21 protein-coding genes are annotated in these 24,514 nt (G+C 71.1%); 14 read left to right on the top strand and 7 right to left on the bottom strand.

Features of this window, described 5'->3' with window-relative positions; all coding sequences use genetic code 11:
- Positions 1 to 219 precede the first annotated feature (219 nt).
- The 8 genes from gatC (at position 220) to BT341_RS40150 (ending at position 8,190) form a co-directional block, all read left to right on the top strand.
- Positions 220 to 519: an Asp-tRNA(Asn)/Glu-tRNA(Gln) amidotransferase subunit GatC gene (gene gatC, locus BT341_RS40185; protein WP_003080804.1), complete on the top strand. Its 300-nt coding sequence runs from the start codon at positions 220 to 222 to the stop codon at positions 517 to 519.
- Positions 516 to 2,033 carry an Asp-tRNA(Asn)/Glu-tRNA(Gln) amidotransferase subunit GatA gene (gatA, locus tag BT341_RS40180; RefSeq protein WP_072481199.1) on the top strand — a complete coding sequence of 506 codons (1,518 nt, stop codon included), beginning with the start codon at positions 516 to 518 and terminating at the stop codon, positions 2,031 to 2,033. Before gatC ends, gatA begins: the two co-directional genes overlap by 4 nt.
- Entirely contained in the window at positions 2,030 to 3,535 is a 1,506-nt protein-coding gene (gene gatB, locus BT341_RS40175; protein WP_072481198.1) for an Asp-tRNA(Asn)/Glu-tRNA(Gln) amidotransferase subunit GatB, read from the top strand. The genes gatA and gatB overlap by 4 nt, the downstream gene beginning before the upstream one ends.
- A gap of 8 nt (positions 3,536 to 3,543) precedes the next feature.
- Positions 3,544 to 4,080, top strand: coding sequence for a hypothetical protein (locus BT341_RS40170; RefSeq protein ID WP_072481197.1), 537 nt, complete (start codon positions 3,544 to 3,546; stop codon positions 4,078 to 4,080).
- A gap of 246 nt (positions 4,081 to 4,326) precedes the next feature.
- Complete coding sequence (locus BT341_RS40165) at positions 4,327 to 5,421, top strand: Gfo/Idh/MocA family protein (RefSeq protein ID WP_072481196.1); 1,095 nt, start codon at positions 4,327 to 4,329, stop codon at positions 5,419 to 5,421.
- Positions 5,418 to 6,338: a DUF6807 domain-containing protein gene (locus BT341_RS40160; protein ID WP_072481195.1), complete on the top strand. Its 921-nt coding sequence runs from the start codon at positions 5,418 to 5,420 to the stop codon at positions 6,336 to 6,338. The genes BT341_RS40165 and BT341_RS40160 overlap by 4 nt, the downstream gene beginning before the upstream one ends.
- Positions 6,335 to 7,051 (top strand): cupin domain-containing protein, encoded by a 717-nt coding sequence (locus tag BT341_RS40155; protein ID WP_072481194.1) that lies wholly within the window; start codon positions 6,335 to 6,337, stop codon positions 7,049 to 7,051. The genes BT341_RS40160 and BT341_RS40155 overlap by 4 nt, the downstream gene beginning before the upstream one ends.
- Positions 7,048 to 8,190, top strand: coding sequence for a Gfo/Idh/MocA family protein (locus tag BT341_RS40150; RefSeq protein WP_072481193.1), 1,143 nt, complete (start codon positions 7,048 to 7,050; stop codon positions 8,188 to 8,190). The genes BT341_RS40155 and BT341_RS40150 overlap by 4 nt, the downstream gene beginning before the upstream one ends.
- 16 nt (positions 8,191 to 8,206) lie before the next feature.
- Here the strand turns inward: BT341_RS40150 and BT341_RS40145 are convergent, their stop codons facing one another.
- From BT341_RS40145 to BT341_RS40135, 3 genes are all read right to left on the bottom strand, one after another.
- Entirely contained in the window at positions 8,207 to 8,659 is a 453-nt protein-coding gene (locus tag BT341_RS40145) for a hypothetical protein (RefSeq protein WP_072481192.1), read from the bottom strand.
- A gap of 70 nt (positions 8,660 to 8,729) precedes the next feature.
- On the bottom strand, positions 8,730 to 12,674 hold the full coding sequence (locus BT341_RS40140) for a nucleic acid/nucleotide deaminase domain-containing protein (RefSeq protein WP_084743145.1): 3,945 nt from the start codon (positions 12,672 to 12,674) through the stop codon (positions 8,730 to 8,732).
- A gap of 276 nt (positions 12,675 to 12,950) precedes the next feature.
- Positions 12,951 to 14,156, bottom strand: coding sequence for a PQQ-dependent sugar dehydrogenase (locus BT341_RS40135; protein WP_072481190.1), 1,206 nt, complete (start codon positions 14,154 to 14,156; stop codon positions 12,951 to 12,953).
- 65 nt (positions 14,157 to 14,221) lie between these two features.
- Here BT341_RS40135 and BT341_RS40130 point away from each other — a divergent pair, with 65 nt between their 5' ends.
- Complete coding sequence (locus tag BT341_RS40130) at positions 14,222 to 15,130, top strand: NAD(P)-dependent oxidoreductase (RefSeq protein WP_072481189.1); 909 nt, start codon at positions 14,222 to 14,224, stop codon at positions 15,128 to 15,130.
- Positions 15,131 to 15,157: 27 nt separating this feature from the next.
- Positions 15,158 to 15,733: a DoxX family protein gene (locus BT341_RS40125; RefSeq protein WP_072481188.1), complete on the top strand. Its 576-nt coding sequence runs from the start codon at positions 15,158 to 15,160 to the stop codon at positions 15,731 to 15,733.
- A gap of 42 nt (positions 15,734 to 15,775) precedes the next feature.
- Here the strand turns inward: BT341_RS40125 and ilvD are convergent, their stop codons facing one another.
- The gene (gene ilvD / locus BT341_RS40120; RefSeq protein ID WP_072481187.1) at positions 15,776 to 17,620 is read right to left on the bottom strand and encodes a dihydroxy-acid dehydratase; all 1,845 of its coding nucleotides are present in this window, start codon (positions 17,618 to 17,620) and stop codon (positions 15,776 to 15,778) included.
- Between the two features lie 101 nt (positions 17,621 to 17,721).
- Positions 17,722 to 18,171: a PH domain-containing protein gene (locus BT341_RS40115; RefSeq protein ID WP_084743305.1), complete on the bottom strand. Its 450-nt coding sequence runs from the start codon at positions 18,169 to 18,171 to the stop codon at positions 17,722 to 17,724.
- A gap of 324 nt (positions 18,172 to 18,495) precedes the next feature.
- Here BT341_RS40115 and BT341_RS40110 point away from each other — a divergent pair, with 324 nt between their 5' ends.
- The 4 genes from BT341_RS40110 (at position 18,496) to BT341_RS40095 (ending at position 22,261) form a co-directional block, all read left to right on the top strand.
- Positions 18,496 to 20,385 (top strand): acetolactate synthase large subunit, encoded by a 1,890-nt coding sequence (locus BT341_RS40110; RefSeq protein WP_072481186.1) that lies wholly within the window; start codon positions 18,496 to 18,498, stop codon positions 20,383 to 20,385.
- A gap of 2 nt (positions 20,386 to 20,387) precedes the next feature.
- Positions 20,388 to 20,894: an acetolactate synthase small subunit gene (gene ilvN / locus BT341_RS40105; RefSeq protein ID WP_003080760.1), complete on the top strand. Its 507-nt coding sequence runs from the start codon at positions 20,388 to 20,390 to the stop codon at positions 20,892 to 20,894.
- Between the two features lie 33 nt (positions 20,895 to 20,927).
- A complete protein-coding gene (gene ilvC / locus BT341_RS40100) occupies positions 20,928 to 21,941 on the top strand; it encodes a ketol-acid reductoisomerase (RefSeq protein WP_072481185.1) in 1,014 nt (337 codons plus the stop codon).
- Positions 21,942 to 22,006: 65 nt separating this feature from the next.
- The gene (locus tag BT341_RS40095; protein WP_072481184.1) at positions 22,007 to 22,261 is read left to right on the top strand and encodes a DUF397 domain-containing protein; all 255 of its coding nucleotides are present in this window, start codon (positions 22,007 to 22,009) and stop codon (positions 22,259 to 22,261) included.
- Here BT341_RS40095 and BT341_RS40090 read toward each other — a convergent pair.
- Both BT341_RS40090 and BT341_RS40085 read right to left on the bottom strand, forming a co-directional pair.
- A complete protein-coding gene (locus BT341_RS40090) occupies positions 22,258 to 23,121 on the bottom strand; it encodes a nuclear transport factor 2 family protein (protein ID WP_072481183.1) in 864 nt (287 codons plus the stop codon). The genes BT341_RS40095 and BT341_RS40090 overlap by 4 nt on opposite strands.
- 70 nt (positions 23,122 to 23,191) lie before the next feature.
- The gene (locus BT341_RS40085) at positions 23,192 to 24,511 is read right to left on the bottom strand and encodes an ankyrin repeat domain-containing protein (RefSeq protein ID WP_177329010.1); all 1,320 of its coding nucleotides are present in this window, start codon (positions 24,509 to 24,511) and stop codon (positions 23,192 to 23,194) included.
- Positions 24,512 to 24,514: the final 3 nt, after the last annotated feature.

Raw genomic sequence — 24,514 nt, 5'->3', positions numbered from 1 at the left:
TCTGGCGTCCCAGCCTTGCCGTGGGACGCTCGATGCCGGTCGCCGATTGTGACAGACCCACCCGGCCCGCGGGACCCGCTGTCCGCCGGGCGGGATGCGAGCGTCGCCGGACGGCACCCGGCCTGCGCCGGGCGTAACCCAGTCGAGTCCGCCCGCGCCGTCACCATAGACTTGCAGCTTCCGAGACAACCCGCACAGCACAACCCGGGAGTCACCCGCGTGCCCAACATTTCCCGAGACGAGGTCGCGCACCTCGCGAAGCTGGCCAGGCTGGCCGTGACCGACGACGAGCTCGACGTCTTCGCCGGCCAGCTCGACCAGATCCTGGACTCGGTGGCCAAGGTGAGCGAGGTCGCCGCCGACGACGTGCCGCCCACGTCGCACGCCGTGCCGCTGACGAACGTCTTCCGACAGGACGTCGTCGTCCCCGGGCTCACGCAGCAGCAGGCGCTGGCCGGTGCGCCGGCCGCCGAAGACGGGCGTTTCCGGGTGCCGCGGATCTTGGGGGAAGAGCAGTGACCGAGCTCATCAAGCTGACCGCCGCCGAGCTGGCGGAGAAGATCCACGCGCGCGAGGTGTCCGCGGTCGAGGTGACCCAGGCCCACCTGGACCGGATCGCCGAGGTCGACGACCACATCCACGCGTTCCTGCACGTCGACACCGAGGGCGCGCTGGCCGCGGCCAAGGCCGTCGACGAGGGCATCGCCGCCGGTCGGGCGCCCGCGTCGCCGCTGGCCGGCGTGCCGCTCGCGCTGAAGGACGTCCTCACCACCGAGGGCATCCCGACGACCTGTGGTTCGAAAACGCTCGAAGGCTGGATCCCGCCGTACGACGCGACCGTGACGCGCAAGCTGCGCGAGGCCGGTGTCGTCATCCTCGGCAAGACGAACATGGACGAGTTCGCCATGGGGTCGTCGACCGAGAACTCGGCGTACGGGCCGACGCACAACCCGTGGGATCACGCCCGTATCCCGGGTGGTTCGGGCGGTGGCTCGTCGGCGTCGATCGCGGCGTTCGAGGCGGCCATCGCGATCGGCACGGACACCGGTGGGTCGATCCGGCAGCCGGGCGCCGTCACCGGGACCGTCGGGGTGAAGCCGACCTACGGTGGCGTGTCGCGGTACGGCCTCGTCGCTTTTTCGTCGTCGCTCGACCAGGCCGGTCCCTGTGCCCGGACGGTGCTCGACGCCGCCCTGCTGCACGAGGTCATCGCCGGGCACGACCCGCGGGACGCGACTTCCATCGACGCGCCGGTGCCGCCGGTGGTCGCCGCGGCCCGGCAGGGCATGACCGGTGACCTGAAGGGCGTCAAGGTCGGCGTCGTGAAGGAGTTCGGTGGCGAGGGCTACCAGCCGGGTGTGGAACGGTCGTTCCAGGCCGCCGTCGAGCAGCTGCGGGCGCTGGGCGCCGAGGTCGTCGAGGTCTCTTGTCCGCATTTCGGCTACGCGCTGCCCGCGTACTACCTGATCGCGCCGAGCGAGTGCTCGTCGAACCTCGCGCGGTTCGACGCCATGCGCTACGGCCTGCGCGTCGCCGACGACGGTACGCACAGCGCCGAAGAGGTCATGTCGCTGACCCGCGAGAAGGGCTTCGGCGCCGAGGTCAAGCGGCGGATCATGCTGGGCACGTACGCGTTGTCGTCCGGCTACTACGACGCCTACTACGGCTCGGCGCAGAAGGTGCGCACGCTGATCACGCGTGACTTCGACGCCGCGTTCGAGAAGGTCGATGTCCTCGTTTCGCCCACGACGCCGACCACGGCGTTCAAGATCGGCGAGCGCGTCGACGACCCGATGGCGATGTACCTCGCCGACCTGTGCACGATCCCGTCGAACCTGGCCGGCAACGCCGCGATGAGCGTGCCGAGCGGGCTGTCCGACGAGGACGGGCTGCCGGTCGGGCTGCAGATCATGGCCCCGGCGCTCGCCGACGACCGGCTCTACCGGGTCGGCGCCGCTTATGAGGCCGCCCGTGACGCCGCCGCCGGTGGGGCGCTCATCCACAAGGTCCCGGAGCTGGGAGGAACGAAGTGACTGCCGTGGCCGAGTTGATGGACTACGCCGACGTCGTCGAGCGGTTCGACCCGGTGCTCGGGCTCGAGGTGCACGTCGAGCTGAACACGAACACGAAGATGTTCTGCGGCTGCCCGAACGAGTTCGGCGGCGAGCCGAACACGAAGGTCTGCCCGACGTGCCTCGGCCTGCCCGGGGCCCTGCCGGTCGTCAACGGCAAGGCCGTCGAGGGCGCCATCCGGATCGGCCTGGCGCTCAACTGCGAGATCGCCGAGTGGTGCCGCTTCGCGCGGAAGAACTACTTCTACCCGGACATGCCGAAGAACTTCCAGACGTCGCAGTACGACGAGCCGATCGCGTTCAACGGCTACCTCGACGTCACGCTGGACGACGGCGAGGTCGTGCGCGTCGAGATCGAGCGCGCGCACATGGAGGAGGACACCGGCAAGTCGCTGCACGTCGGTGGCGCGACCGGCCGGATCCACGGCGCCGAGCACTCGCTGCTCGACTACAACCGGGCCGGCGTGCCGTTGATCGAAATCGTGACAAAGCCGATCACCGGCACCGGCTCGCGCGCGCCCGAGGTCGCCCGGGCCTACGTCACGGCGCTGCGTGACCTGCTTCGCGCGCTCGACGTGTCGGACGTCCGGATGGACCAGGGCTCGCTGCGCTGCGACGCGAACGTTTCGCTGATGGCGAAGGACGCGACCGAGTTCGGGACGCGCACCGAGACGAAGAACGTCAACTCGCTGCGCAGTGTCGAGCGCGCTGTCCGCTACGAGATGACGCGGCAGGCGGCGATCCTCGCCGAGGGCGGCACGATCAAGCAGGAGACGCGGCACTTCCAGGAGGCCGACGGCACCACGTCGCCGGGCCGGACCAAGGAGACCGCCGAGGACTACCGGTACTTCCCGGAGCCGGACCTGGTTCCGATCGCGCCGTCGCGCGAGTGGGTCGAGCAGCTGCGCGGGACGCTGCCGGAGATGCCGTCCGAGCGGCGGAAGCGGATCCAGAAGGAATGGTCACTTTCCGACGAAGCCCTGCGTGACCTGCTGAACGTCGGCGCCGTCGACCTCGTCGCGGCGACCGTCGAGGCGGGCGCGTCGCCGGACGAGGCGCGCGGCTGGTGGGTCAACACGCTGGCCCAGGAGGCGAACGCCCGCGAGGTCGAGCTGGCCGACCTGCCGATCACGCCGAAGCAGGTGGCCGAGGTCATCGGGCTGGTGTCGTCCGGTGAGCTGACGAACAAGCTCGCCAAGGAGGTCGTCCAGGGCGTGCTCGCCGGCGAGGGCGAGCCGCGCGAGGTCGTCGAGAAGCGCGGGCTGAAGGTCGTCTCGGACGACTCGGCCCTGCTCGCGGCGATCGACGAGGCGTTGGCGGCGCAGCCGGACGTCGCCGACAAGATCCGCGGCGGCAAGGTGGCCGCGGCGGGCGCGATCGTCGGCGCGGTCATGAAAGCGACCAAGGGTCAGGCCGACGCCAAGCGGGTCCGCGAGCTGATCATCGAACGCGTCGGTTCTTGACCGTTTTCATGACACAGCCGTTTTCGGTCAAGAGCGTCACCTGGCGCGAGTGGCTCGGCCTGGCGGCCGGGCTGCTCGCGCTGGGGTCGACGTTCCTCCCGTGGACCACGCTCAGCACCAACAAGCCGGACATCGAGGTCGTCCTGGCGCAGTTGCCGCACAGTGACGTCGTCCGCGACGCGTGGCACTCGAGCTTCTTCGCGTGGTGCCCGCCGCTGCCGTTGCTGCTGGCCGGGCTGATCGTGGTCGTTTTCGGGCGAATCCGGAAAGTGCGGGTCAGCGGCCTGCCGCACCTGTGGCTGGTGGTCGCCGCCGCGTCGCTGCTGCTGATGGTGCTCGGCTGGTTCACCATCGACTGGGAGTTCGACGCCGACCAGCGCGGCATCTTCGACGCTGCCGGCATCGCCATCGGGCCCGGCTTCGGCCGGTTTCTCGGGCTGCTCGCCGCGCTCCTCTCGGGTGTGGTCGCTTTCTTGGACATCCGGGCGGTGCGGGCCGAAAGCCGGCAGCCGCGGAAACGTCAGCCTCGCAGCAAGAGCCGCTGACCCGTGGGTGGCGGTCGCCTGGTCCTCGGCGAAGGGAGCCTGTCGACTGCGGGCTTTACCGCGAAGCGTGAGGCGATCTGTGGTCCGTTCGGTTGACGCTGGCGTTGACAACGTTGGCATCCGAGGCGGCCGTTGCGTGAGAAAGCGCTTTCTGAGACGTTTGTGGCGTCGGTGACCCGAGAACGTCCACCCACATCGGTGAAGTTCGTCGCGCCGGCTCGGTAGGGCGCGGAGGGAGGTCCGAGGTTGGCTCAGCGAAAGCGCTTACGGGTCGCCGTAGTCGGGGCAGGGGCGATCGCCGAGCGGCATCGGGCTGCCTATCGAGCCCTCCGGGATGATGTCGAACTCGTCGCCGCCGCGGACGTCGATGAAGCGCGAGCCGTGGCCTTCTGCGCCGCGACCGAGCATGCCAAGCCGTACCGCGACCTCGAGACCCTGCTCGCCGAGCAGGAACCCGACCTTGTCTCCGTCTGTACGCCGCCAGGGCTGCACGTCGAGCAGACCAAGATGGCGCTCGAGCGTGGCGCCTGGGTTTGGTGCGAGAAGCCGCCGTGTCGTTCGCTCGCCGAGTACGACGAGGTGGTCGCCGCCGAGCGGGACGGGGGGCCGTATGTCTCCTTCGTCTACCAGCAACGGTCCGGGGCCGCCGCTGCTCACTTCCGGAATCTGCTCGCCATGGGGAAGCTGGGCCGCCCGCTTGTCGCGCATTGTCAGACCACCTGGTATCGCGATGCCGGCTACTACGCGGTTCCGTGGCGGGGACGGTGGGCGACCGAAGGTGGCGGGCCGGCCATGGGGCACGGCATCCACCAGATGGATCTGCTGCTCCACCTGCTCGCCGGTGATGGTAAGCAGGCCGGCGAGTGGGCCGAGGTCCAGGCGATGTCCGCGCGGCTTGTGCACGACGTCGAGACCGAGGACGTCTCCACCGCGCTCGTCCGGTTCGAATCGGGGGCGCTCGCGACCGTCGTCAACAGTGTCCTCTCGCCCGACGAAGTGAGCCGGATTCGGATCGACTGTGAACTCGCCACCGTCGAGCTCACGCACCTCTACGGGTACGTTGCCGAAAATTGGCGATACACCCTCGCGCCGCACAATGCCCAGGTCGAGACGGCCCCGGTGCGAGACTTCGGCAGCTCGCACACCGCTGCGTTGAAGCCCGTGCTCGACGCCTACCGTGCCCGGCGGCGGCCGCCGTGTGGTGGGGCTGATGGGCGGCGGGTGCTGGAATTCGTCGCCGCTCTGTACAAGGCCGCCTTCACCGGGCAGCGCGTTCGTCGCGGTGAGATCCGGCCCGGGGACGCCTTCTACCGCTCGATGGCCGGGGTTGATGCCGCGTGAGCGGGCCGATCACCGTCACGCACCGGCACGGCGATCGCGTGACCGTCGAGGCTGACGGGATCGCACTGATGTCCTACGTGTACAAGCCGGACCCCGTCGCCTACGAGTCGCGCAAGCCCTACACCCACCCGCTGCGCACGTTGCGCGGCCGGCGCGTCAGCGGGTACCGGCCGGCCGACCACCGGTGGCACAAGGGCCTGCAGATGACCGCGAGCCACCTGTCCGGCCAGAACTTCTGGGGTGGCCACACCTACGTTCCCGGCCACTGGTACCAGGACCTGCCCGACCGCATCGGCTCCATGCGGCACGACGGGTTCGCCGCCTTCGCCGTCGAGGCGGACCGGCTGGCCCTCACCGAACGGCTCACCTGGGTCGCCAACCGCGGTGACGAGTGGGCGCGCGAGCGGCGGGACATCGTCGTTCACGCCGTCGAGCCGGACGAGGGCGCTTGGGCTATCGACTGGGGTATCGAGCTGACCAACATCCGCGGCACCCCGCTCGTGTTCGGCAGCCCGACCACCGCCGGCCGCGCGCAGGCCGGGTACACCGGGCTGCACTGGCGGGGTCCGCGCGACTTCAGCGGCGGCCGCGTCTTCGGGCCCGGTGACCTCGGCGGCGACACGATGATGGGGGCGCAGGCGCCGTGGCTGGCCTTCGTCGGCGAACACGACGACGTCGACGCGCATTCGACGCTCGTCTTCGTCCACGCGCCGGAGAACGACCACGCCATCCACGAATCGCATTGGTTCGTCCGCTCCCGGGAGACGCCGATGGTGGCCTTCTCGTGGGCGTTTTTCGACGAATTCGTCCTGCCGCCGGGGGAGAGCTTCACCTACCGCTACCGGATCGTCGTCGCCGATGGGGCGTGGGACCGCGAACAGGTGACCCGATACCTCGGCAGGCACGGATGGTCATGAACGAATTCCCGCTACCGGGCGGCATCGGCGTCTCGCACCTGCGGGCCTACGATTGGGAGGCCGAGGACGGCGTCTGCGGCGGCAGTCCGCACCTGCACCTCGCCTGCACCGAGGCCTACGTCGTGACGGCCGGGCGGGGCGCCGTCCAGACGTTGAGCACCGGCGGGTATGCGGAGACGCCGCTCGAAGCCGGCGTGATCGCGTGGTTCGCGCCGGGCACCGTGCACCGGATGGTGCAGGGCGGCGGCCTGCGCGTCACCGTCCTCATGCAGAACGGCGGGCTGCCCGAGGCGGGCGATGCCGTCTTCACGTTCCCGCCCGACGTGCTCGCCGATCCCGCCGCTTACGCCGCAGCGGCCGCGTTGCCGAAAACCGACCACGCCGCGCGGCAACGCCGTGACCTGGCCATTCGCGGCTACCTGCCGCTGCGGGAGGCGCTCCTGGACGGCGATCCGGAGCCGCTGCGCAGGTTCCACCGGGCGGCCGTCGCGCTGGTTTCGCCGAAAATCGGAGACTGGGTGCCGCGCTGGCGGGCCGGCGCCCTGAAGGCCGCGGAACTGACCGGCGTGCATCTCAAGGCCCTCGCCGACGGCGACGGGAGCCACCTCGGACAGTCGGGTGTCCGCGTCGCGACGCCGTCCGAACCGGACGGCTACGGCATGTGCGGACGCCGCGCCGGATACGACATCGACCAGGAGGGCCGTCAGCGATGAACCAGACGAGCGTCGGAGTGCTGCTCAACGGCGTCACCGGCCGGATGGGCTACCGGCAGCACCTGCTCCGGTCGGTGCTGGCCATCCGCGAGCAAGGCGGCGTCGAACTGCCCGACGGCTCCCGCGTGCAACTCGAACCGATCCTTGCCGGCCGCAACGCGGCGAAGCTGAAAGAACTCGCCGATCGGCACGGCTTGACCGCGTGGACGACAGACGTCGCCTCGGCGCTGGACGACGCGCTGATCTACTTCGACGCGCAGCTGACGTCGGCGCGCGAGCCGTCGGTGCGGGCGGCGATCGCCGCGGGCAAGCACGTCTACGCCGAGAAGCCGCTGGCCGAGACGCTGCCGTCGGCGCTGGAACTGGCCGGGCTCGCGCGTGACGCGGGGATTTGTCACGGCGTCGTCCACGACAAGCTGTTCCTGCCCGGCCTGCGGAAGCTGCGGCGGCTGGTCGACGGCGGGTTCTTCGGACGGATCCTGTCGGTGCGCGGCGAGTTCGGCTACTGGGTCTTCGAGGGCGACTGGCAGGAGGCGCAGCGGCCGAGCTGGAACTACCGCGCCGAGGACGGCGGCGGGATCGTGCTCGACATGTTCTGCCACTGGAACTACGTGCTCGAGAACCTCTTCGGCCGTGTTGCCGCCGTGACGGCGAAGGCGGTCACGCACATTCCGCGCCGTTGGGACGAAAAAGGCGAGCCGTACCCGGCGACGGCCGACGACGCCGCGTACGGCATCTTCGAGCTCGAGTCCGGGGTGATCGCGCAGATCAACTCGTCGTGGTCCACGCGGGTCTTCCGCGACGAGCTGGTCGAGTTCCAGGTCGACGGCACCGAGGGCAGCGCGGTGGCCGGCCTGCGGCGCTGCCGCGTCCAGCACCGCTCGGCGACGCCGAAGCCGGTCTGGAACCCGGACCTGCCGGCGACCGAGCGCTTCCGCGACCAGTGGCAGGAGGTGCCGGACAACGCCGAGTTCGACAACGGCTTCAAGGCGCAGTGGGAGGAGTTCGTCCGGGACGTCGTCGCCGGGCGGCAGCACCAGTACGACTTCTTCTCGGCCGCGCGCGGGTTGCAGCTGGCGGAGGCCGGGTTGACGTCGTCGGCCGAGGGGCGGCGGGTGGAGCTGAAGCCGTTGGCCTAGCGTGGAACGGATTCGGTCAGGCCTTCGGGAACCGGGGTGCTTCCAGCACGCGGTAGTGGTACGTCTGGCGTTCTTCGTGGTCGATGAGCGTCCGGAAACCCGCCGCCCGCACTACTTCCAGCAGCGACCGGACGATCAGTTCGTTGGCCGTGATCACGTAGCCGACCAGCGGGTCCTCGGGATCCTGGCGGCGGGCGTGCTCGCGGTAAGAATCCGTTTCCTGCAACGGGGCGTGCCAGTCCAGCGTGACGCCGAACGGCTGGATGTCGTTGACGTGGATCCGCGCGCCGGTCGGCCACGGGGCCGGGCTGAACCGGTCGAGGACCGTGGCCGGGAAGCCCATCCTGGCCAGTTCCGCGCGCACCGCTTCGGCCAGTTCCCGCCACGCGGACACCGCCTCGGCCGGGGCGCGGAACATCGGGTCGTCGGCGACGAGCGCGGCCTTCTCGTAACGGAACGGGTCGGTCACTTTGGCACCTTAACACCGGGCCGGTGGTGGCCGGCGCCGTAGCGCGCGGCCGCCACCGGCGATCTCACCGTCAGCGATATCCCCGGGCGCGCTCGGCGATCAGCGCTTCCAGGGATTCGATTTCCATTTTGCTTTCCTTCAGGTAGTAGACCGCGAAGTCCACCGTGGTTCCGTTCGCCAGCGCCTCACCGAGCAGCGGCGCGCAGGTGTCCTGGCACGGGCTGCGCTCGGTGAACAGGCGCTCGATCGCCTTCGTGTCGAACCCCTTCTGCCGCAGCGTGTCGATGATGCGTTCCTCGGCGTGCTTGCCGCTGCCGCTGATCGCGCCGACGTAACCCTCGCCGAGAACCGGATCCGTGTAACCGGGGATCTTCGCCACCGCGACGTTGATTTCCGGCTTCCCGAGCAGACCCATCGTCCGGCGCAGTTCGTACGCCTTGTCGGCCAGCTCGCTGCCCCAGCGCTCGTACTGGATCGGGTTGAGGCAGTAACCCCCGGCCGCCGCGGCGCTGTGGGCCGCCGCGAAGCCGGGTACGCACGCCCCGCCGATCTTGCTGATGATCGTGCGGGCGAGGTCGCCGAGCGTGTTCCGGACGGCGATGCCGGAAAGGAACTCCTCCGAACTCAGCGCGCTCAACCGCGACGCGAGGAACGAGTCGCTGGCGATTCCGGTGACGAACTCGGCTCCGATCGTCAGCTCGATGCCCGCGCCCGCCGCTTCGGCGAGGAAGCCCGCTTCGGCTCCGGCCAGCGCGCCCACCAGCGGGGCCGTGCAGACCTCCGCGCAGAAGATGCCCGCGCCGACGACCACCGCGCCCGCGACGATCGTGCCCGCGATCGACCACCAGCGTTCCGAGTCGGCCTCGTCCTCGGCCTTCTGCTTGGCGTCGGCGATGGCCTTGTTGATGACGTAGGTCAGCGCCGGGTTGTACGCTCCCTTGAGGCAGTCGTTGAACGTCTGCTCGCTGTACTGCTTGAGCTGGTTGCAGACCGCGACGTTGCGCTCGGACTCGCCCTTGGGGTCGTTGATCATCCGCGTCGCGCGGGCGACGCAGTCGTCGTGCTCCGGCCCGGCCGGCACGGCGTTGCAGGCCCCGTTGACGTCGTCGGCGAACTTCTTCTTCGCCGCGTCGATCTCGGCGTTGGCCTTGGCGATCGCCTTGTCACGGGCGTCGTTCGCGGCCGCGACGGCGGCGTCGGCGTCCTTGCCGGCGTCGATCGCGTCCTGGTACGCCTGGTGCGCCGCCTGGATGGCGCTCTGCGCGTACTGGTTCGCCAGGTTGGCCGAGTGCCGCGCCGAGACCGCCGACTGCGTCGCCCGGACCGCCGCCTGGGAGGCCCGCGCCGCGGCCTGCTGCGCGGTGTCGGCCGACTGCGCGGCCTGGATCGCCGAATCCCGCGCGTCCTGTGCCGACTTCGCTGCGTCCTTCGCCGAATTGATGGCGTTGGCGGCGAACGCGTCGGCCTGCTTGGCGTACTCCAGCGCCTGCTCGGCGGCGTGACGGGCGTTCGCGGCGACGGACTGGGCCAGCGCGGCGTTCTGCGACGCCGTCGCCGCGACCGACGTGGCTTCGGCGACCAGGCCGGCGACGACCGCGTTGTGCGCTGCGGATTCCCGGTCGTGGCGAGCCGCGACGTACTGGCCGTTGAGCCGGTACATCCGGACCATGTCGGGCGGGCCGGCCAGCGCCGCTTGCGCCAGCATCCGGGTTTCGGGCCCGGTCGCCGAGTCGGCGATCAGCTGGTTGAGCGCGATCCGCTCGTCTTTCTCGCGGGCGAGGTTCTGCCCGGTGTCCAGGAACTGCCGGTACGCCGCCACCGTCCCGGCGTCCAGCGCCTTCTGCGCCTCGGAGACGACGACGGCGTTGCTTTCGGCGCGCGCGGTCGCCTGGACCTGGTTGACCTGCAGCCGCAGGTCGGTGCCCTCGGTCGGATAGCCGGGGTCGGCGAGGAACCGCTTGACGTCGGCGTCGCTGCCCGCCAGTGCCTGCTGTGCCGCCGCCTTCTTGGCCGGGTTCGCGTCGTCGGCGATCTCCTGCAGGGTCTCGCGGTCGTCCAGCGCCGCCGCCCGGGCGAGTCCGGTGTGGACGAACTCCTGGACTTCGCGGTCGGCGCCGGAAAGCGCGCCTTCGGCGGCCGACTTCGTCCACGGGCCGCCGGTGGTCAGCAGCCGCAGGGCGACCTTGCGGCCGTCGAGGGTGACCAGTGCCGGGTCGGTGCCGGGAGCGTTCGCCTCCGCCAGCAGCCGGTTGGTTTCCGCGTCGCGCTGGGCTTCCTGTGCCGCGTTCCAGTTGCGGGTCAGGCCCAGCTGGTCGTGGACGCCGAGCGCCTGCTGCGCGGCTTCGGTCGCCTGGTCGGCCTGCAGGGCGATCCGGTCCGTGTCGGCCTTGCGGGCCGCGTCGTAGATCCGCTGGGCCTGCTTGGCGGAGTCGACCGCGATCTGCGCGGCCGTGCTCGCCGCGTTCGCGTGTTCGGTAGCGAGCTGGGCCGCCTGGTCGGCGTTGACGGCGTGGTCCGCCGCGTCCTTCGCCGCCGCGGCGGCGACAGCGGCATCCGCGGCCGCACGTGCGGCCAGCTCGCGTGCCTGGGCGGCCGCGTCCGCCGCTTCGTCCGCGTACGCGCGTGCCGAGGCCGCCGCCCGGTTGGCCCGGTCGGCCTGCCGCTGTGCGGTCGCCGCAGCCTCTTCGGCCTGCCGCGCGTCCGCGCCCGCCGCCTTCGCCCACTTGACGGCTTCGCGTGCCGCCGCCGCCGAATTCGAGGCGTTGGTGCCGGCCGAGTTGGCCGCGTCGATGGCTTCCTTCGCGTGCCCCAGCGCGACCTTCGCCTGGTCGATCGCGTCGACCGCCTGCTGCGCGCTGGTCGACGCCGCGGCCGCGTCGAGGGCCGCCTTGGACGCGTCCCCGGCCTTGCCCCGGTCGACGCGGGCGGCCGCGGCGGCGTTCCACGCGGCGGTCGACGCCTGTCCGGCCTTCGACGCGGCCGTGGCGGCCCGCGTGGCCGCATTGGCGGCGACCCTGGCCGCGGACGTCGCCGCGTTCGCCGCGCCGATCGCGGTGACCGCCGCGCTCGCCGCCCGGTCCGCCGCGGTGGCGGCCCGGCCTGCCGCTTCGGCCGCGCCCGCCGCGTTGTCCTTGGCCGCCTCCGCCGCCTGGGCGGCCAGCTCGCTCGCCTGCCGGGCGAGGTCGGCTTCCTTCACCGCGCGATCGGCGGCGTCCTTCGCTTCCTGGGTCTCCTGCGCGGCCTGGGCGCCGGCGATCTTCGCCGCGTCCACCAGCTGCTGGATGCTCGCGGTCTCCTGATCGCGGGCGGCGGCGACCTCCCATTCGCGGTCGATGAACAACCGCAGCCGGTTCGGCGTCCCGTCGTCGAGCGCGTCCTGCGCGGCGGCCTTCGCTTCCGGGCCGCTGATCGCGAGGATCTGGTTGACCCGCAGCCGGAGGTCGGTCGCCTCGGCGCTCGCCGCGGTCTTGTCGAGGAACTCGTGGAGCGCGTCGTAGCTTCCGTTGTCGAGGGCGGCCTGCGCGGCCTTTTTGACCTGGGAACCACCCGCGGCCATGATCTGGTTGACCCGCACGCGCAGGTCGGTGACCGACGCGGTCACCCACGTTTCGTTGATGAAGGTGCGCAGCGCGGCCGGGTCGCTGTCCGCGGCGTCGAGGGCCTGCTGCGCCGCGGTTTTCACAGCCGGGCCGCCGGCGTTGAGGATCTGGTTGACCGACAGCCGGTCGTCGAGTGCGGCGAGGCGGCCCAGCTTGTCGTTCAGGAACGCCGTGACGTCGGCGTCGGAACCGATCAGCGCCTTTTCGGCTTCGGCCTTGACCTGGGAGCCGGCGCTGCGCCAGATCGTGAGGACCTTGGCGCGCGGGGTCAGCTCGGTGGTGGTGGCCGCGGCGGCTCTGGGTGCCGCCGCGGGTGCCGCCGTGGCTTGCTGAACGGTCTGGGTGGTCAGTGCGGCGACGAGCGCGACGACCAGGCCGCCGCGCCGGAGCCGCCGAAGTCTTTTCACCGGTCTCATGGCTCTCTTTCCGTGGACGCGCACCGGCGCCACACCGTCCGGTGCTCGGGCGTGGGAAAAGACCGGAAAGGCGTCAGCCGGCCGACGGCGAAACGCGCGTCGTCGTCCGGGCAGCACGAAAAGACGTGAACATCCGGAAATCCCCCTCGGCGGACCACGGTGAGGATCCGCCCGGACGTGACCTTAACAGGGCGAAGATCACCGGATCGTGAGCCAGAAGGGGCGGATCAATGTCACGTTCGGTGAGAAATAGACGGGCCTGCTACTCCGGCCGGGTCAGTCCTTGCCGTTTCCGCCGCCGGATGTGGCCGGGGTGATCAGCACGACGCGGTCGTCGCTCGAGACCGGCGTGCCGCCGTCCTTGTTGACCGTGCCCGCCACCGCCAGCTGCGGGTTGATCATGCTCATCCCGGCGAGGCGGCCGAACGTCTCCGGCGGCTTGCCCGTCTTGCCGTCGAGGCTCACCGTCGGCTTCCCGCTGACGGCGCCTTCCGCCGTCACCGGCAGGTTCTGCAGGTTCCCGGCCAGCGACGTGCCGACCAAGACCGAGCCGTTCGCTTCGACGAAGTCCGCGCAGCCCGCGACACCCGGCTTGTCCGGCCACGTCCACGCCGGCGTCGTCAGCGGCTGGCCGGCCTGCACGCGGTAGAGGGCGTCCTTGTCCGGCAGCCGGTCGGTGACCCAGACGCGGCCGCCGTCGGCCGACGCGCACAGGCCGCCGGGTGCGTGCAGGCCCGCCGCCACCACCAGCGAGCCGTTCGGGTTGCCCGCCGCGGCCTTGCCGGACGTGTCGATCCGCAGCACCTTGCCGGCCAGGGAACCCGGGTCGGTGGCGGCGTTCGGGTTGCCGCCGTCGCCGGTCGCGACGAGCAGCGCGCCGCGGTTGTCCGCGCTGATCGTGCCGCGGTTGCCCGTCGCGCCCTTCGGGATGCCGGTCAGCACCGGCTTCGCGGGCTGGCCCTTCGCGAACCGCACCACGCGGTTGTCCGTCGCCGTCGTGACGTAGGCGAACACCAGCTGGTCCTCGACGTACGACGGCGAGAGCGCGAGCCCGGTCAGCCCGCCGTCGCCGGCCGCCTGGACGTCGAGTTTCGCGAAGTCGGTGGCGTCCTTGCCCGCCGTCGCGAGCAGGACCCGGCCGCTCTTGCGCTCGCCGGCCAGCGCGCTCGGCGTGGCGCCGTCACCCGGCAGGCCGGCGACGGCGGCGACGGTGTCCAGGCAGGTCCCGATGACCGCCGGGTTGAAGTCCTTGCAGCCCTGCGGCGGCGGCACCGGCGTGGCCTGTCCGGGCTGCACCTGGTGGTCGCCGCCGCCGGAGTCCGCGCCGGGGCCCTGGACCTCGGGCGGCGACTCGGGGCTGGGCACGGGCGCGGGGCTGAACGTCTGGCCCGCCGCGGTGTCGTCGAACCGCGCGCAGCCGGCCGGCAGCAGGACGCCGCAGGCCAGGATGGCCAGCAGGGCCGACCGGTACCGAGTGCGCATGATCCCCCAGCCTAGGGGCCGGTGCGTGAACCATGGGTGAGTACTCCTCGATTACGTTGGGGATCATGACGCTGACCGTGCTGGTGCCCGACGACGAGGGCATGACCGTGCTCGCCGAGGTGCCACGGGTCCTGCCCGTGCGCTACCAGTGGGGCGAGCCGGTGCCGCCCGAGGCCGCGAAGGCCGAGGTGCTGATCCCGGGGAAGCACCCGCCGGGTGAGCAGCTGTGGCGCACGCTGCCCAACCTGAAGCTGATCCAGCTGCTGTCCGCCGGCGCCGAGGACTGGGTCGGCAAGGTGCCCGACGGCGTCCTGCTGTCCACCTGCCGCGGCGCGCACGGCGGCAGCACCGCCGAGTGGGTCGTCGCCGTGCTGCTGTCGATGTACCGCAAGCTGGACGTCTTCGCCGCGGCCCAGCGGGAAGGGCGGTGGGAGCGGCAGAGCGCCGACACGCTGCAGGGCAAGCGCGTGCTGATCATCGGCGCCGGCGACCTGGGCCGGCACCTGCGGCGCCGGCTCGAGCCGTTCGACGCGCGATGCACCATGGTCGCGATGACCGCGCGGGAGGGCGTGCACGGCGTCCGCGAGCTGCCTTCGCTGCTCGGGCTGCACGACGTCGTCGTGCTCATGGTGCCGCTGACCTCGCGCACGCGCGGGATGGTCGACGCGGCGTTCCTGGCCGAGATGCGGGACGGCGCGGTGCTGGTCAACGTCGCGCGCGGCGCCGTCGTGGACACCGGCGCCCTGGTCGCCGAGCTGGCCACGGGACGGCTGCGAGCGGCCCTCGACGTCACCGACCCCGAACCGCCGCCGCCCGGGCACCCGCTGTGGACGGCGCCGGGCCTGGTGCTGACCCCGCACGTCGGCGGGGCCGTGCGCGGGGTGCGAGGGCGGTCGTACGCCGTCGCCGCGGCCGAGATCGCGCGGTACGCGGGCGGCGAGTTGCCGGACAACCTCGTCCACGGCGAGTACTGAGCCCGCCGCGCCCGCTACTCTTCGCGCGTGAGCAGTGGAGACGACTTTTCGCAGCAGCCCACCAGCCTTCTCTCGGGTGTCGAGGACGACGGGGCGGACGACACCCCGCGGCAGGGCGGGCTCGGCTTCGGGCTGCTGATCCTGCGGCTGGTGCTCGGTGTCACCATGGGCGCGCACGGCCTGCAGCACCTGTTCGGCCTGTTCGGCGGGCCGGGCATCGGCGGGTTCGCGCGGGTGCTGGAGACGTTCGGCTACCACAAGCAGACGACGCTGCTGTCGTGGCTCACCGGCATCACCGAAGTGGGTGGCGGACTGCTGGTGATCGTCGGGCTGTTCACGCCGCTGGCCGCGGCGGGCCTGCTCGGTGTCGCGGCGAACGCCGTGTACGCGAAGTTCCACGGCGGCTTCTTCGAAGGCCAGGGCCAGGGCTTCGAGTTCGAGCTGCTGCTGGCGGCTTCGGCGTTGAGCCTGGTCTTCACCGGCGCCGGGCCGGTTTCGCTGGAGCGGAACACGCCGTGGCGGAAGCGGCCGTTGCCGCTGGGGCTCGTGTCGCTGCTGCTGGCCGCCGCGGCCGCCGTGGTGGTCATCGTCTTGACGCGGTGACGACGATGGCCGCCCGCGAAAGGGCGGCCATCGCCAGGGGGCTTACTTGGTGACGTCGCGGACCGCGCCCGTGTCCGCCGACGTAGCCATGCGGGCGTACGCGCGCAGGGCCGCTGTCACCGGGCGCTGGCGGTCCTTCGGCTGCCACGGCCGCTCGGACGCCTCCATCTTCGCGCGGCGCTCCGCCAGCACCGACTCGTCCACCAGCAGCTCCAGGCGCCGCTCGTGGACGTCCAGCAGAATGCGGTCGCCGTTCTCCACCAGGCCGATCAGGCCGCCCGCGGCCGCCTCCGGCGAGATGTGGCCGACGGAGATTCCCGACGAGCCGCCCGAGAAGCGGCCGTCGGTGATCAGGGCGCACTTCTTGCCGAGGCCGGATCCCTTCAGGAACGCCGTCGGGTGCAGCATCTCCTGCATGCCGGGGCCGCCCGCCGGGCCCTCGTAGCGGATCACCAGCACCTCGCCCGGCTGGATCTCCTTCTTCAGGATCGCCGAAACGGCTTCCTCCTGGCTCTCCAGCACCCGCGCCGGGCCTTCGAAGTGCCACAGGTCCTCGTCGATCCCCGCCGCCTTGATCACCGCGCCGTTCTCGGCGAGGTTGCCGCGCAGGATCGCCAGGCCGCCGTCCTTCGTGTACGCGTGCTCGACGTCGCGGATGCAGCCGTTCGCCGCGTCCGTGTCCAGCGACGACCAGCGGTTCGACGTCGAGAACGCCTCGGTCGTGCGGACCCCGCCCGGCGCCGCGTGGAACAGCTCGACCGCGGCGGGGGAGGGCGACTCGGCCCGGATGTCCCACTCGGCCAGCCACGACTCGAGGTCGGGGGAGTGCACCGACCACACGTCGGTGTTCAGCAGCCCGCCGCGGTACAGCTCGCCGAGGATCGCCGGGATGCCGCCGGCGCGGTGGACGTCCTCCATGTGGTAGTCGGAGTTCGGCGCCACCTTCGACAGGCACGGCACACGCCTGCCGATCGCGTCGATGTCGGCGATCGTGAAGTCGACCTCGCCCTCCTGCGCGGCGGCGAGGATGTGCAGCACGGTGTTCGTCGAGCCGCCCATCGCCATGTCGAGCGCCATCGCGTTCTCGAACGCCGCCTTCGACGCGATCGAGCGCGGCAGGACCGACTCGTCGTCCTGCTCGTACCAGCGGCGGCACAGCTCGACGACCGTGCGCCCGGCCTCCTCGAACAGCGCCCGGCGCGCGGCGTGCGTCGCCAGCGTGGAGCCGTTGCCCGGCAGGGAAAGGCCCAGTGCTTCGGTCAGGCAGTTCATCGAGTTCGCGGTGAACATGCCGGAGCAGGAACCGCAGGTCGGGCAGGCGGATCGCTCGATGGCCGCGAGGCCGTCCTCGTCCACCGCCGCGTTCGCCGACGCCGCGATCGTGGTGATCAGGTCCGACGACGGGTGCGCGACGCCGTCGAGGACGACCGCCTTGCCCGCCTCCATCGGCCCGCCGGAGACGAACACCACCGGGATGTTCAGCCGCATCGCCGCGTTGAGCATGCCCGGGGTGATCTTGTCGCAGTTGGAGATGCACACCAGCGCGTCGGCCTGGTGCGCGTTGACCATGTACTCGACCGAGTCGGCGATGATCTCGCGCGAAGGCAGCGAGTAGAGCATGCCGGAGTGGCCCATGGCGATACCGTCGTCGACGGCGATGGTGTGGAACTCGCGCGCGACGCCGCCGGCTTCCTTGACCGCGCCGGCGACGATCTCGCCGAGGTCCTTGAGGTGCACGTGCCCGGGCACGAACTGCGTGTAGGAGTTGGCGATCGCCACGATCGGCTTGCCGAAGTCGCTGTCGGTCATGCCGGTGGCGCGCCAGAGCGAGCGCGCGCCCGCGGCGTTGCGGCCGTGGGTGGTGGTCCGGGAACGGAGAGGCGGCACGGGAACTCCCAGGTCAAAGGGTGGCCGGCGAAACTGGTAGGACCAATTTACGCTGCCGGGCGAAACCCGTCCGCCGAGGGTGGGGGCGGGCGGGGACCGGGTTACTCCGCGGTGGCCGGACCCGGTGTCCCGGGCTTGATGTCCTCTTGCTTCAGCTGCCCGCTCGGATCCGCGACGAGACCCTCGCTCACCAGCGACAGCACCGGCAGGTGCCGGGTCCGCACGGTCGGCAGCGGCACCTTCGTGTCGTCCTTGAGCACCGCCTGGACGCGCGCCTTCTTCGTGATCGCGAGGCCCTTCAACGCCGACCACGGCACGTCGCGGTGGCCGAACACCGTGCGGACCGCCAGACCTTCGCGCGTCGCGACGGTGCGCGTCCGGATCACGAACACCGTCAGCGCGATGGGGAAGACGTAGAGCCACTGCAGGTACGGGATGTCCCCGAGCGCCACCGGCGTCACGCAGACCGTCAGGAGGGCGATCGCCATGAACGACGTGCGGGGGATGCGGAAGACGGCCTTCCGGCCTTCGTCCTGCTCTTTTTCGGCCACCCGGAAATGGTGCACCGCGCCGCTCACCGGCCCGGACCCGGGTGGCGCGGATGTGACCCGCGTCCACGATGCGGACGGATCGTCCCGCAGAGTTGACACCCGCGCGGCGTTCGGGCTAGCGTCATCGCCGTGACACCGCTGACCGGCCTCGTACTTCCCAAGCGCGTCGACGCTTAGGGAAGACTTTCCGCTGCGTCGACGCGCGAACCCTCGTGCGACCTTACGGTCGGCGAGGGTTTTTTGTTGCCCAAGGGAAGCGATTCCCGGCCCTACCGCACAAAACCGACCCGAACGAGTGACACCGAGACCCACGAGGCAGAACCGATGACCAGTGCCACGTCGCGCAGCGACGCGAAACCCGGGCCGACGCCCGGAACGCCCGGAGCACGTCCGAAGCCGGCGCCACCGGCGGGAACCCCGGTGCGCGTCACCGGCGCCCAGTCGCTCGTGCGCTCGCTCGAGGCGGTCGGCGCCGAGGTGGTCTTCGGCATTCCCGGCGGCACCATCCTGCCCGCCTACGACCCGCTGCTGGACTCGACGAAGGTCCGCCACGTCCTGGTCCGCCACGAGCAGGGCGCGGGCCACGCCGCCACCGGCTACGCGCAGGCCACCGGCAAGGTCGGCGTCTGCATGGCCACCTCCGGCCCCGGCGCGACCAACCTGGTCACCCCGCTGGCCGACGCGAACATGGACTCCGTCCCGGTCGTCGCCATCACCGGGCAGCAGTCCCGGTCGCTGATCGGCACCGACGCGTTCCAGGAAGCCGACATCTGCGGCATCACCATGCCGATCACCAAGCACAACTTCCTCGTCACGGACCCGGCGGAGATCCCGCGGACCATCGCCGAGGCGTTCCACCTGGCGGCGACCGGCAGGCCCGGGCCCGTCCTGGTGGACATCCCGAAGGACGTGCTGCAGGAGATGACCTCGTTCTCCTGGCCGACCGAGCTGCGGCTGCCGGGCTACCGCCCCACGCTGCGCCCGCACGGCAAGCAGGTCCGCGAAGCGGCGAAGCTGATCGCGAAGTCGCGCCGGCCGGTGCTGTACGTCGGCGGCGGCGTCATCAAGGCGGAGGCGCACGAACAGCTGAAGCAGCTCGCCGAGCTGACCGGCATCCCGGTCGTCACGACGCTGATGGCGCGCGGCGCGTTCCCCGACTCGCACCCGCAGCACCTCGGCATGCCGGGCATGCACGGCTCGGTCGCCGCGGTCGCGTCGATGCAGCGGGCCGACCTGCTCGTCGCGCTCGGCGCGCGGTTCGACGACCGGGTCACCGGCCAGCTGTCGTCGTTCGCGCCGGACGCCGCGGTCGTGCACGCCGACATCGACCCGGCCGAGATCTCCAAGAACCGCAAGGCCGACGTCCCGATCGTGGGCGACTGCAAGGAGATCATCGGCGAGCTGATCACCGCGGTGAAGACGGAGTTCGAGCACGGCGGCAAGCCGGAGCTGACCGACTGGTGGACCCAGCTCGACGACTGGCGCAAGACCTACCCGGCGGGCTACGAGTGGCCCGACGACGGTTCGCTGTCGCCGCAGTACGTCATCGAGCGCATCGGCGAAATCGTCGGGCCCGACGCGGTGTACGCCGCGGGTGTCGGCCAGCACCAGATGTGGGCCGCGCAGTTCGTCAAGTACGAGAACCCGCGCACCTGGATCAACTCCGGCGGCCTCGGCACCATGGGCTACGCCGTGCCCGCCGCGATGGGCGCGCAGTTCGGCGTCCCGGACAAGCAGGTGTGGGCGATCGACGGCGACGGCTGCTTCCAGATGACCAACCAGGAGCTGGCCACCTGCGCCATCGAAGGCGCGCCGATCAAGGTCGCCGTGATCAACAACGGCAACCTCGGCATGGTCCGCCAGTGGCAGAACCTGTTCTACTCGGAGCGGTACTCCAACACCGACCTCGGCACGCACAAGCACCGCATCCCGGACTTCGTGCTGCTGGCCGAGGCGCTCGGCTGCGCCGGCCTGCGGTGCGAGACGAAGGAAGACGTCGACGCCACCATCCGCCGCGCGATGGAGATCAACGACCGTCCCGTCGTGATCGACTTCGTCGTGGGGAAGGATGCCCAGGTGTGGCCGATGGTCGCGGCGGGCACCGGCAACGACGAGATCATGGCGGTCCGGGGCATCCGGCCGCTGTTCGACGACGACGAGGTTTCGGTCGAGCAGGCCGAAGCCTTGGACTCCACTGCGGAAGGTGAGCGCTGACGATGAGCGTCCACACGCTGAGTGTCCTGGTCGAGAACAAGCCGGGTGTGCTCGCGCGCGTGTCCGGCCTGTTCTCCCGCCGCGGGTTCAACATCGAGTCCCTCGCCGTCGGGCCCACGGAGAACCCCGAGGTGTCCCGCATGACGATCGTGGTCGCCGTCGAAGAGCTACCGCTCGAGCAGGTGACCAAGCAGCTCAACAAGCTGGTCAACGTGATCAAGATCGTCGAGCTGGAGCAGTCGACCGCCGTGCAGCGCGAACTGCTGCTGGTCAAGGTCCGCGCCGACAACACCGTGCGCAGCCAGGTCCTCGAAACCGTCCAGCTCTTCCGTGCGAAGGTGGTGGACGTGTCCCCGGAGGCGCTCACCGTCGAAGCCACCGGGACGTCGGACAAGATCGGCGCGCTGCTGCGGATGCTGGAGCCGTATGGCATCCGCGAGCTGGTGCAGTCCGGCATGGTCGCGGTGGGCCGCGGCGCCCGCTCGATCACCGCTACTTCACCGCGTTAAAGACGTAAGTCAGGAAAGGAAGCAGTAACCCCCATGGCAGTGGAAATCTTCTACGACGACGACGCCGACCTCTCGATCATCCAGGGGCGCAAGGTCGCTGTCATCGGCTACGGCAGCCAGGGCCACGCCCACTCGCTGAGCCTGCGCGACTCCGGCGTCGACGTCCGCATCGGCCTGCCCGAGGGGTCCAAGTCGCGGGCGAAGGCCGAAGAGCAGGGCCTGCGTGTGCTCACCCCGGCCGAGGCGTCGGCCGAGGCCGACCTGATCATGATCCTGGCGCCGGACACCAAGCAGCGCTTCATCTACGAGCAGGACATCGCGCCGAACCTCAAGGACGGCGACGCGCTGTTCTTCGGGCACGGCTTCAACATCCGCTACGACCTGATCAAGCCGCCGTCGAACGTCGACGTCGCCATGGTCGCCCCGAAGGGCCCGGGCCACCTGGTCCGCCGCCAGTTCGTCGACGGCAAGGGCGTCCCGGCGCTCATCGCCGTGGAGCAGGACGCCTCCGGCAACGCCCAGGCGCTCGCCCTCTCCTACGCCGCCGCCATCGGTGGCGCCCGCGCCGGCGTCATCAAGACGACGTTCAAGGAAGAGACCGAGACCGACCTCTTCGGCGAGCAGGCCGTGCTCTGCGGTGGCGCGTCCGCGCTGGTGCAGACCGGGTTCGAGGTGCTCACCGAGGCCGGCTACGCCCCGGAGATCGCCTACTTCGAGGTGCTGCACGAGCTGAAGCTGATCGTCGACCTCATGTACGAGGGCGGCATCGCGCGCCAGCGCTACTCGATCTCCGACACCGCCGAGTACGGCGACCTGACCCGCGGCCCGCGCGTCATCTCGCCGGCGGTCAAGGAGGAGATGAAGAAGATCCTCGGCGAGATCCAGGACGGCACGTTCGCCCGCGAATGGGTCGCCGAGGACGAGGCCGGCCGGCCGAACTTCACCAAGCTCGAGGAGCAGGGCAACCAGCACCCGATCGAGGAGACCGGCAAGAAGCTGCGCTCGCTCATGTCGTGGGTGGACCGGCCGATCACCGAGACCGCCTGAGTTCTGCCGCGTGAAGGGGACGCCCGCCGGCCGGGCGTCCCCTTCCTGCTGGTTACGCTGGCCGCATGACCGATGACAAGGCGCACATCCGCCACGAACTCGACCTCTCCGGGGCCGAGTGGATCCGCGCCGAGCCCGAGGGCGAGACCCTCGAAGAGTGCGTCGAGTACGCGTTCGTCCCGCACACCGACGGCGTCACCTACACCGCGATGCGGAAGTCGACGGACGCCGACGGCGTCGTCCTGGTCTTTACCCCGTCGGAGTGGGACGCGTTCGTCAAAGGCGTCCGCGACGGCGAATTCGACCTGCCCGGAGACTAGAGCTTCGCCGCCAGCTCGTGGATCTGGCCGAGGTCGCCCGCGATGCCCAGGTGGTCGCCGTAGTCGCGGGATTCGACGATCAGGCCGTCGCGCACGCGCATGGCGAAGATGTTCGCGACCCGGACCGGGCGGCCGCCGTACTCGCCCTGGTAGGCGAATTCCCCGATCAGCACCTCCGGATCTGTGCCCTGGTAGGTGACGAGGTCGGCGACGGTGAAGCGCGGGTTGAGCGCCTTCCCCGCCGCGAAGTGCTCGCGTAGTTCTTCGCGCGTCCGCAGCACCGGCGCCCCCGGCAGGAACGGGTGCGTGACGTGTGTCATCGTCGCGTACAACTCCGGCAGCTCGTCCCAGCGGCCGCCCGCGACGCCGTGCACGAGCCGTTCGAACACTGTGTCCGCGCTCTCCGGCGTGACCGGGGACAGTTCTCGCGGCGGCGCCTGCTCGTAGGCCTTCACCAGCTGGTCGACGCCGCCGCGGATGACAGCCAGCCGCAAGTAGTCGTGGTAGTCGCGGGAATGGACGATCAGGCCGTCGCGGACCCGCAGCACCTGGATGTTCGCCGTCGTCGTGGTGCGGCCGGTCTCCACCGACTCGGCGTCGTAGCCGTATTCGGCGACGATCACCTCGGGATCGGTGGTCTCGTGGACGACGACGTTCTTGCGCTCGAGCCGCAGGCTGGTCGCCAACGCCTGGATGAACCGCTCGTGGATCGCCGCGCGGCCGTGGATGCGCGTCGGTCGCGGGACGGCTTGCGGGTGCTCGACGACGCTGTCTTCGGCGTAGAGCGCGGACAGGTCGTCGAAGCGTCCCTCGCTGATTCCGTCGGACAGCGCGGTGAAGACGTCGCGGGGTGTGGTCATGGGTCCTCCCAGCGGGCAAAACGGAGTCTGTAGTCCGGCTCCGAAGATACGGACTGCAGACTCCGGTTGTCTACCGGGTTCGCAGCCGGTCCCGGGTCGCCTGCTGCCCGCCCACCTCCGCCCACGTCTCCGGGGTGCTGTCCCAGATCGCGTCGCGGGCACCGAGGTCCGCGCCGTTCTCGAGGAGCACGTCGATCACGGCGAGGTGCCCGGACTGCGCGGCCAGGTGCAGGGCGGTGACGCCGTCGCCGTGGGTGGGCCCGCCGAAGGTGCCGCGACGGTCGACATCGGCGCCGAGGTCGAGCAGCGTCCGGACGGCTTCGACCCTGCCCTGCGCCGCGGCCCAGGCGAGCGCGGTGCCGCGGTAGACGTCGGCGTTCACGTCGGCGCCGCGCGCGACGAGCGTGCGCAACGCGTCGGTCCGGTCGTTGCGGGCCGCCCACGCCAGGGCTTCGTCGCGGACCTCGGCCGGGTCGTCCGCCGGGGTCCAGGCCGGGAAACCGCTGTGCGGCCGGTAAAAGCCGCGGTGCGCGCCGGCGGCCGGGTGGCCCGGCGCCAGGAGCTCGTCGAGCAGGTCCGCGTCGCCGAGCCCGGCCGCGACGCGGAGGTTGCCCGGTGCCCGGCTGTGCTCCGCCAACGTCTCCGCGGCTTCGCGGTGGCCCCAGAACAACGCGACGACCAGGGGAGTGCCGCCGTCACCGCGCGCGGAGACCTCGACCGGGGCGCCGTGCCGCAGCAGCAGGTCGAGCAGGTGCGGCTGGTTGCTGTACGCGGCTTGGTGCAGCGGCGTCCAGCCGTGGACGTTGCCGCGGGCGGGGTCGGCGCCGTGGGCGAGCAGGACGCGGCTGAGCCGCTCGTCGCCGGTCGCGCCGGCCATGCCGAGCAGGTCGTTGCCGTTGGTGCCGCGCGCGGTGACCAGGCCGGGGAACTCGCCGAGGAGGGCTTCCAGCCGCTCCGGATCCCGCGCCTCGACCGCCCGGTACGCGCGCGCGAACGGCTCCCCGCTGTCCACAAGCGACAGAACGTGCGCACGGAGTGCCTTCCAGGACCCGAAACCGTGCTCCCTGGCGACGACCGTCCGGGCGCCGTCGCGGGTGAGCGGCCGGCCCCAGCGGTCGAACGGCTCACGCGCGCCGGGCGTGCCGTCCTCGGCGGAGGCGAGCAGGCCGAGCGCCCGCCCGGCGTAGTACTCGACGTCCTGGTGGTACGCGTGCTGCAGCGTTTCGCCGTGCTCGGTGACGCGCCGGGCGTACGCCCGCAGCTTCGGCCAGCTCGGGAACCCGTGGTCCCGCGCGATCCGGAACTGCGCTTCGGCGAGCTTGACGCCTTCGGCGCGCGCGAGGTCCTTCGCGCGCTTGCGCAGCTGTTCCAGGTTGAGTTTGCCCGGCACCGT

Origin of the sequence: Amycolatopsis australiensis (assembly GCF_900119165.1) — a bacterium.
GTDB classification, from domain to species: Bacteria; Actinomycetota; Actinomycetes; order Mycobacteriales; family Pseudonocardiaceae; genus Amycolatopsis; species Amycolatopsis australiensis.
Note: the sequence above shows the minus strand (reverse complement) of the source record. Positions and strands in the feature narration are given on the sequence as shown.

Bases quoted from the DNA above. Each gene is read 5' to 3' on its own strand.
- BT341_RS40170 (WP_072481197.1), top strand. From the start codon at position 3,544: ATGACACAGCCGTTTTCGGTCAAGAGCGTCACCTGGCGCGAGTGGCTC.
- BT341_RS40155 (WP_072481194.1), top strand. From the start codon at position 6,335: ATGAACGAATTCCCGCTACCGGGCGGCATCGGCGTCTCGCACCTGCGG.
- BT341_RS40150 (WP_072481193.1), top strand. From the start codon at position 7,048: ATGAACCAGACGAGCGTCGGAGTGCTGCTCAACGGCGTCACCGGCCGG.
- BT341_RS40140 (WP_084743145.1), bottom strand. From the start codon at position 12,674: ATGAGACCGGTGAAAAGACTTCGGCGGCTCCGGCGCGGCGGCCTGGTC.
- BT341_RS40135 (WP_072481190.1), bottom strand. From the start codon at position 14,156: ATGCGCACTCGGTACCGGTCGGCCCTGCTGGCCATCCTGGCCTGCGGC.
- BT341_RS40130 (WP_072481189.1), top strand. From the start codon at position 14,222: ATGACGCTGACCGTGCTGGTGCCCGACGACGAGGGCATGACCGTGCTC.
- BT341_RS40110 (WP_072481186.1), top strand. From the start codon at position 18,496: ATGACCAGTGCCACGTCGCGCAGCGACGCGAAACCCGGGCCGACGCCC.
- ilvN (WP_003080760.1), top strand. From the start codon at position 20,388: ATGAGCGTCCACACGCTGAGTGTCCTGGTCGAGAACAAGCCGGGTGTG.
- ilvC (WP_072481185.1), top strand. From the start codon at position 20,928: ATGGCAGTGGAAATCTTCTACGACGACGACGCCGACCTCTCGATCATC.
- BT341_RS40095 (WP_072481184.1), top strand. From the start codon at position 22,007: ATGACCGATGACAAGGCGCACATCCGCCACGAACTCGACCTCTCCGGG.
- BT341_RS40090 (WP_072481183.1), bottom strand. From the start codon at position 23,121: ATGACCACACCCCGCGACGTCTTCACCGCGCTGTCCGACGGAATCAGC.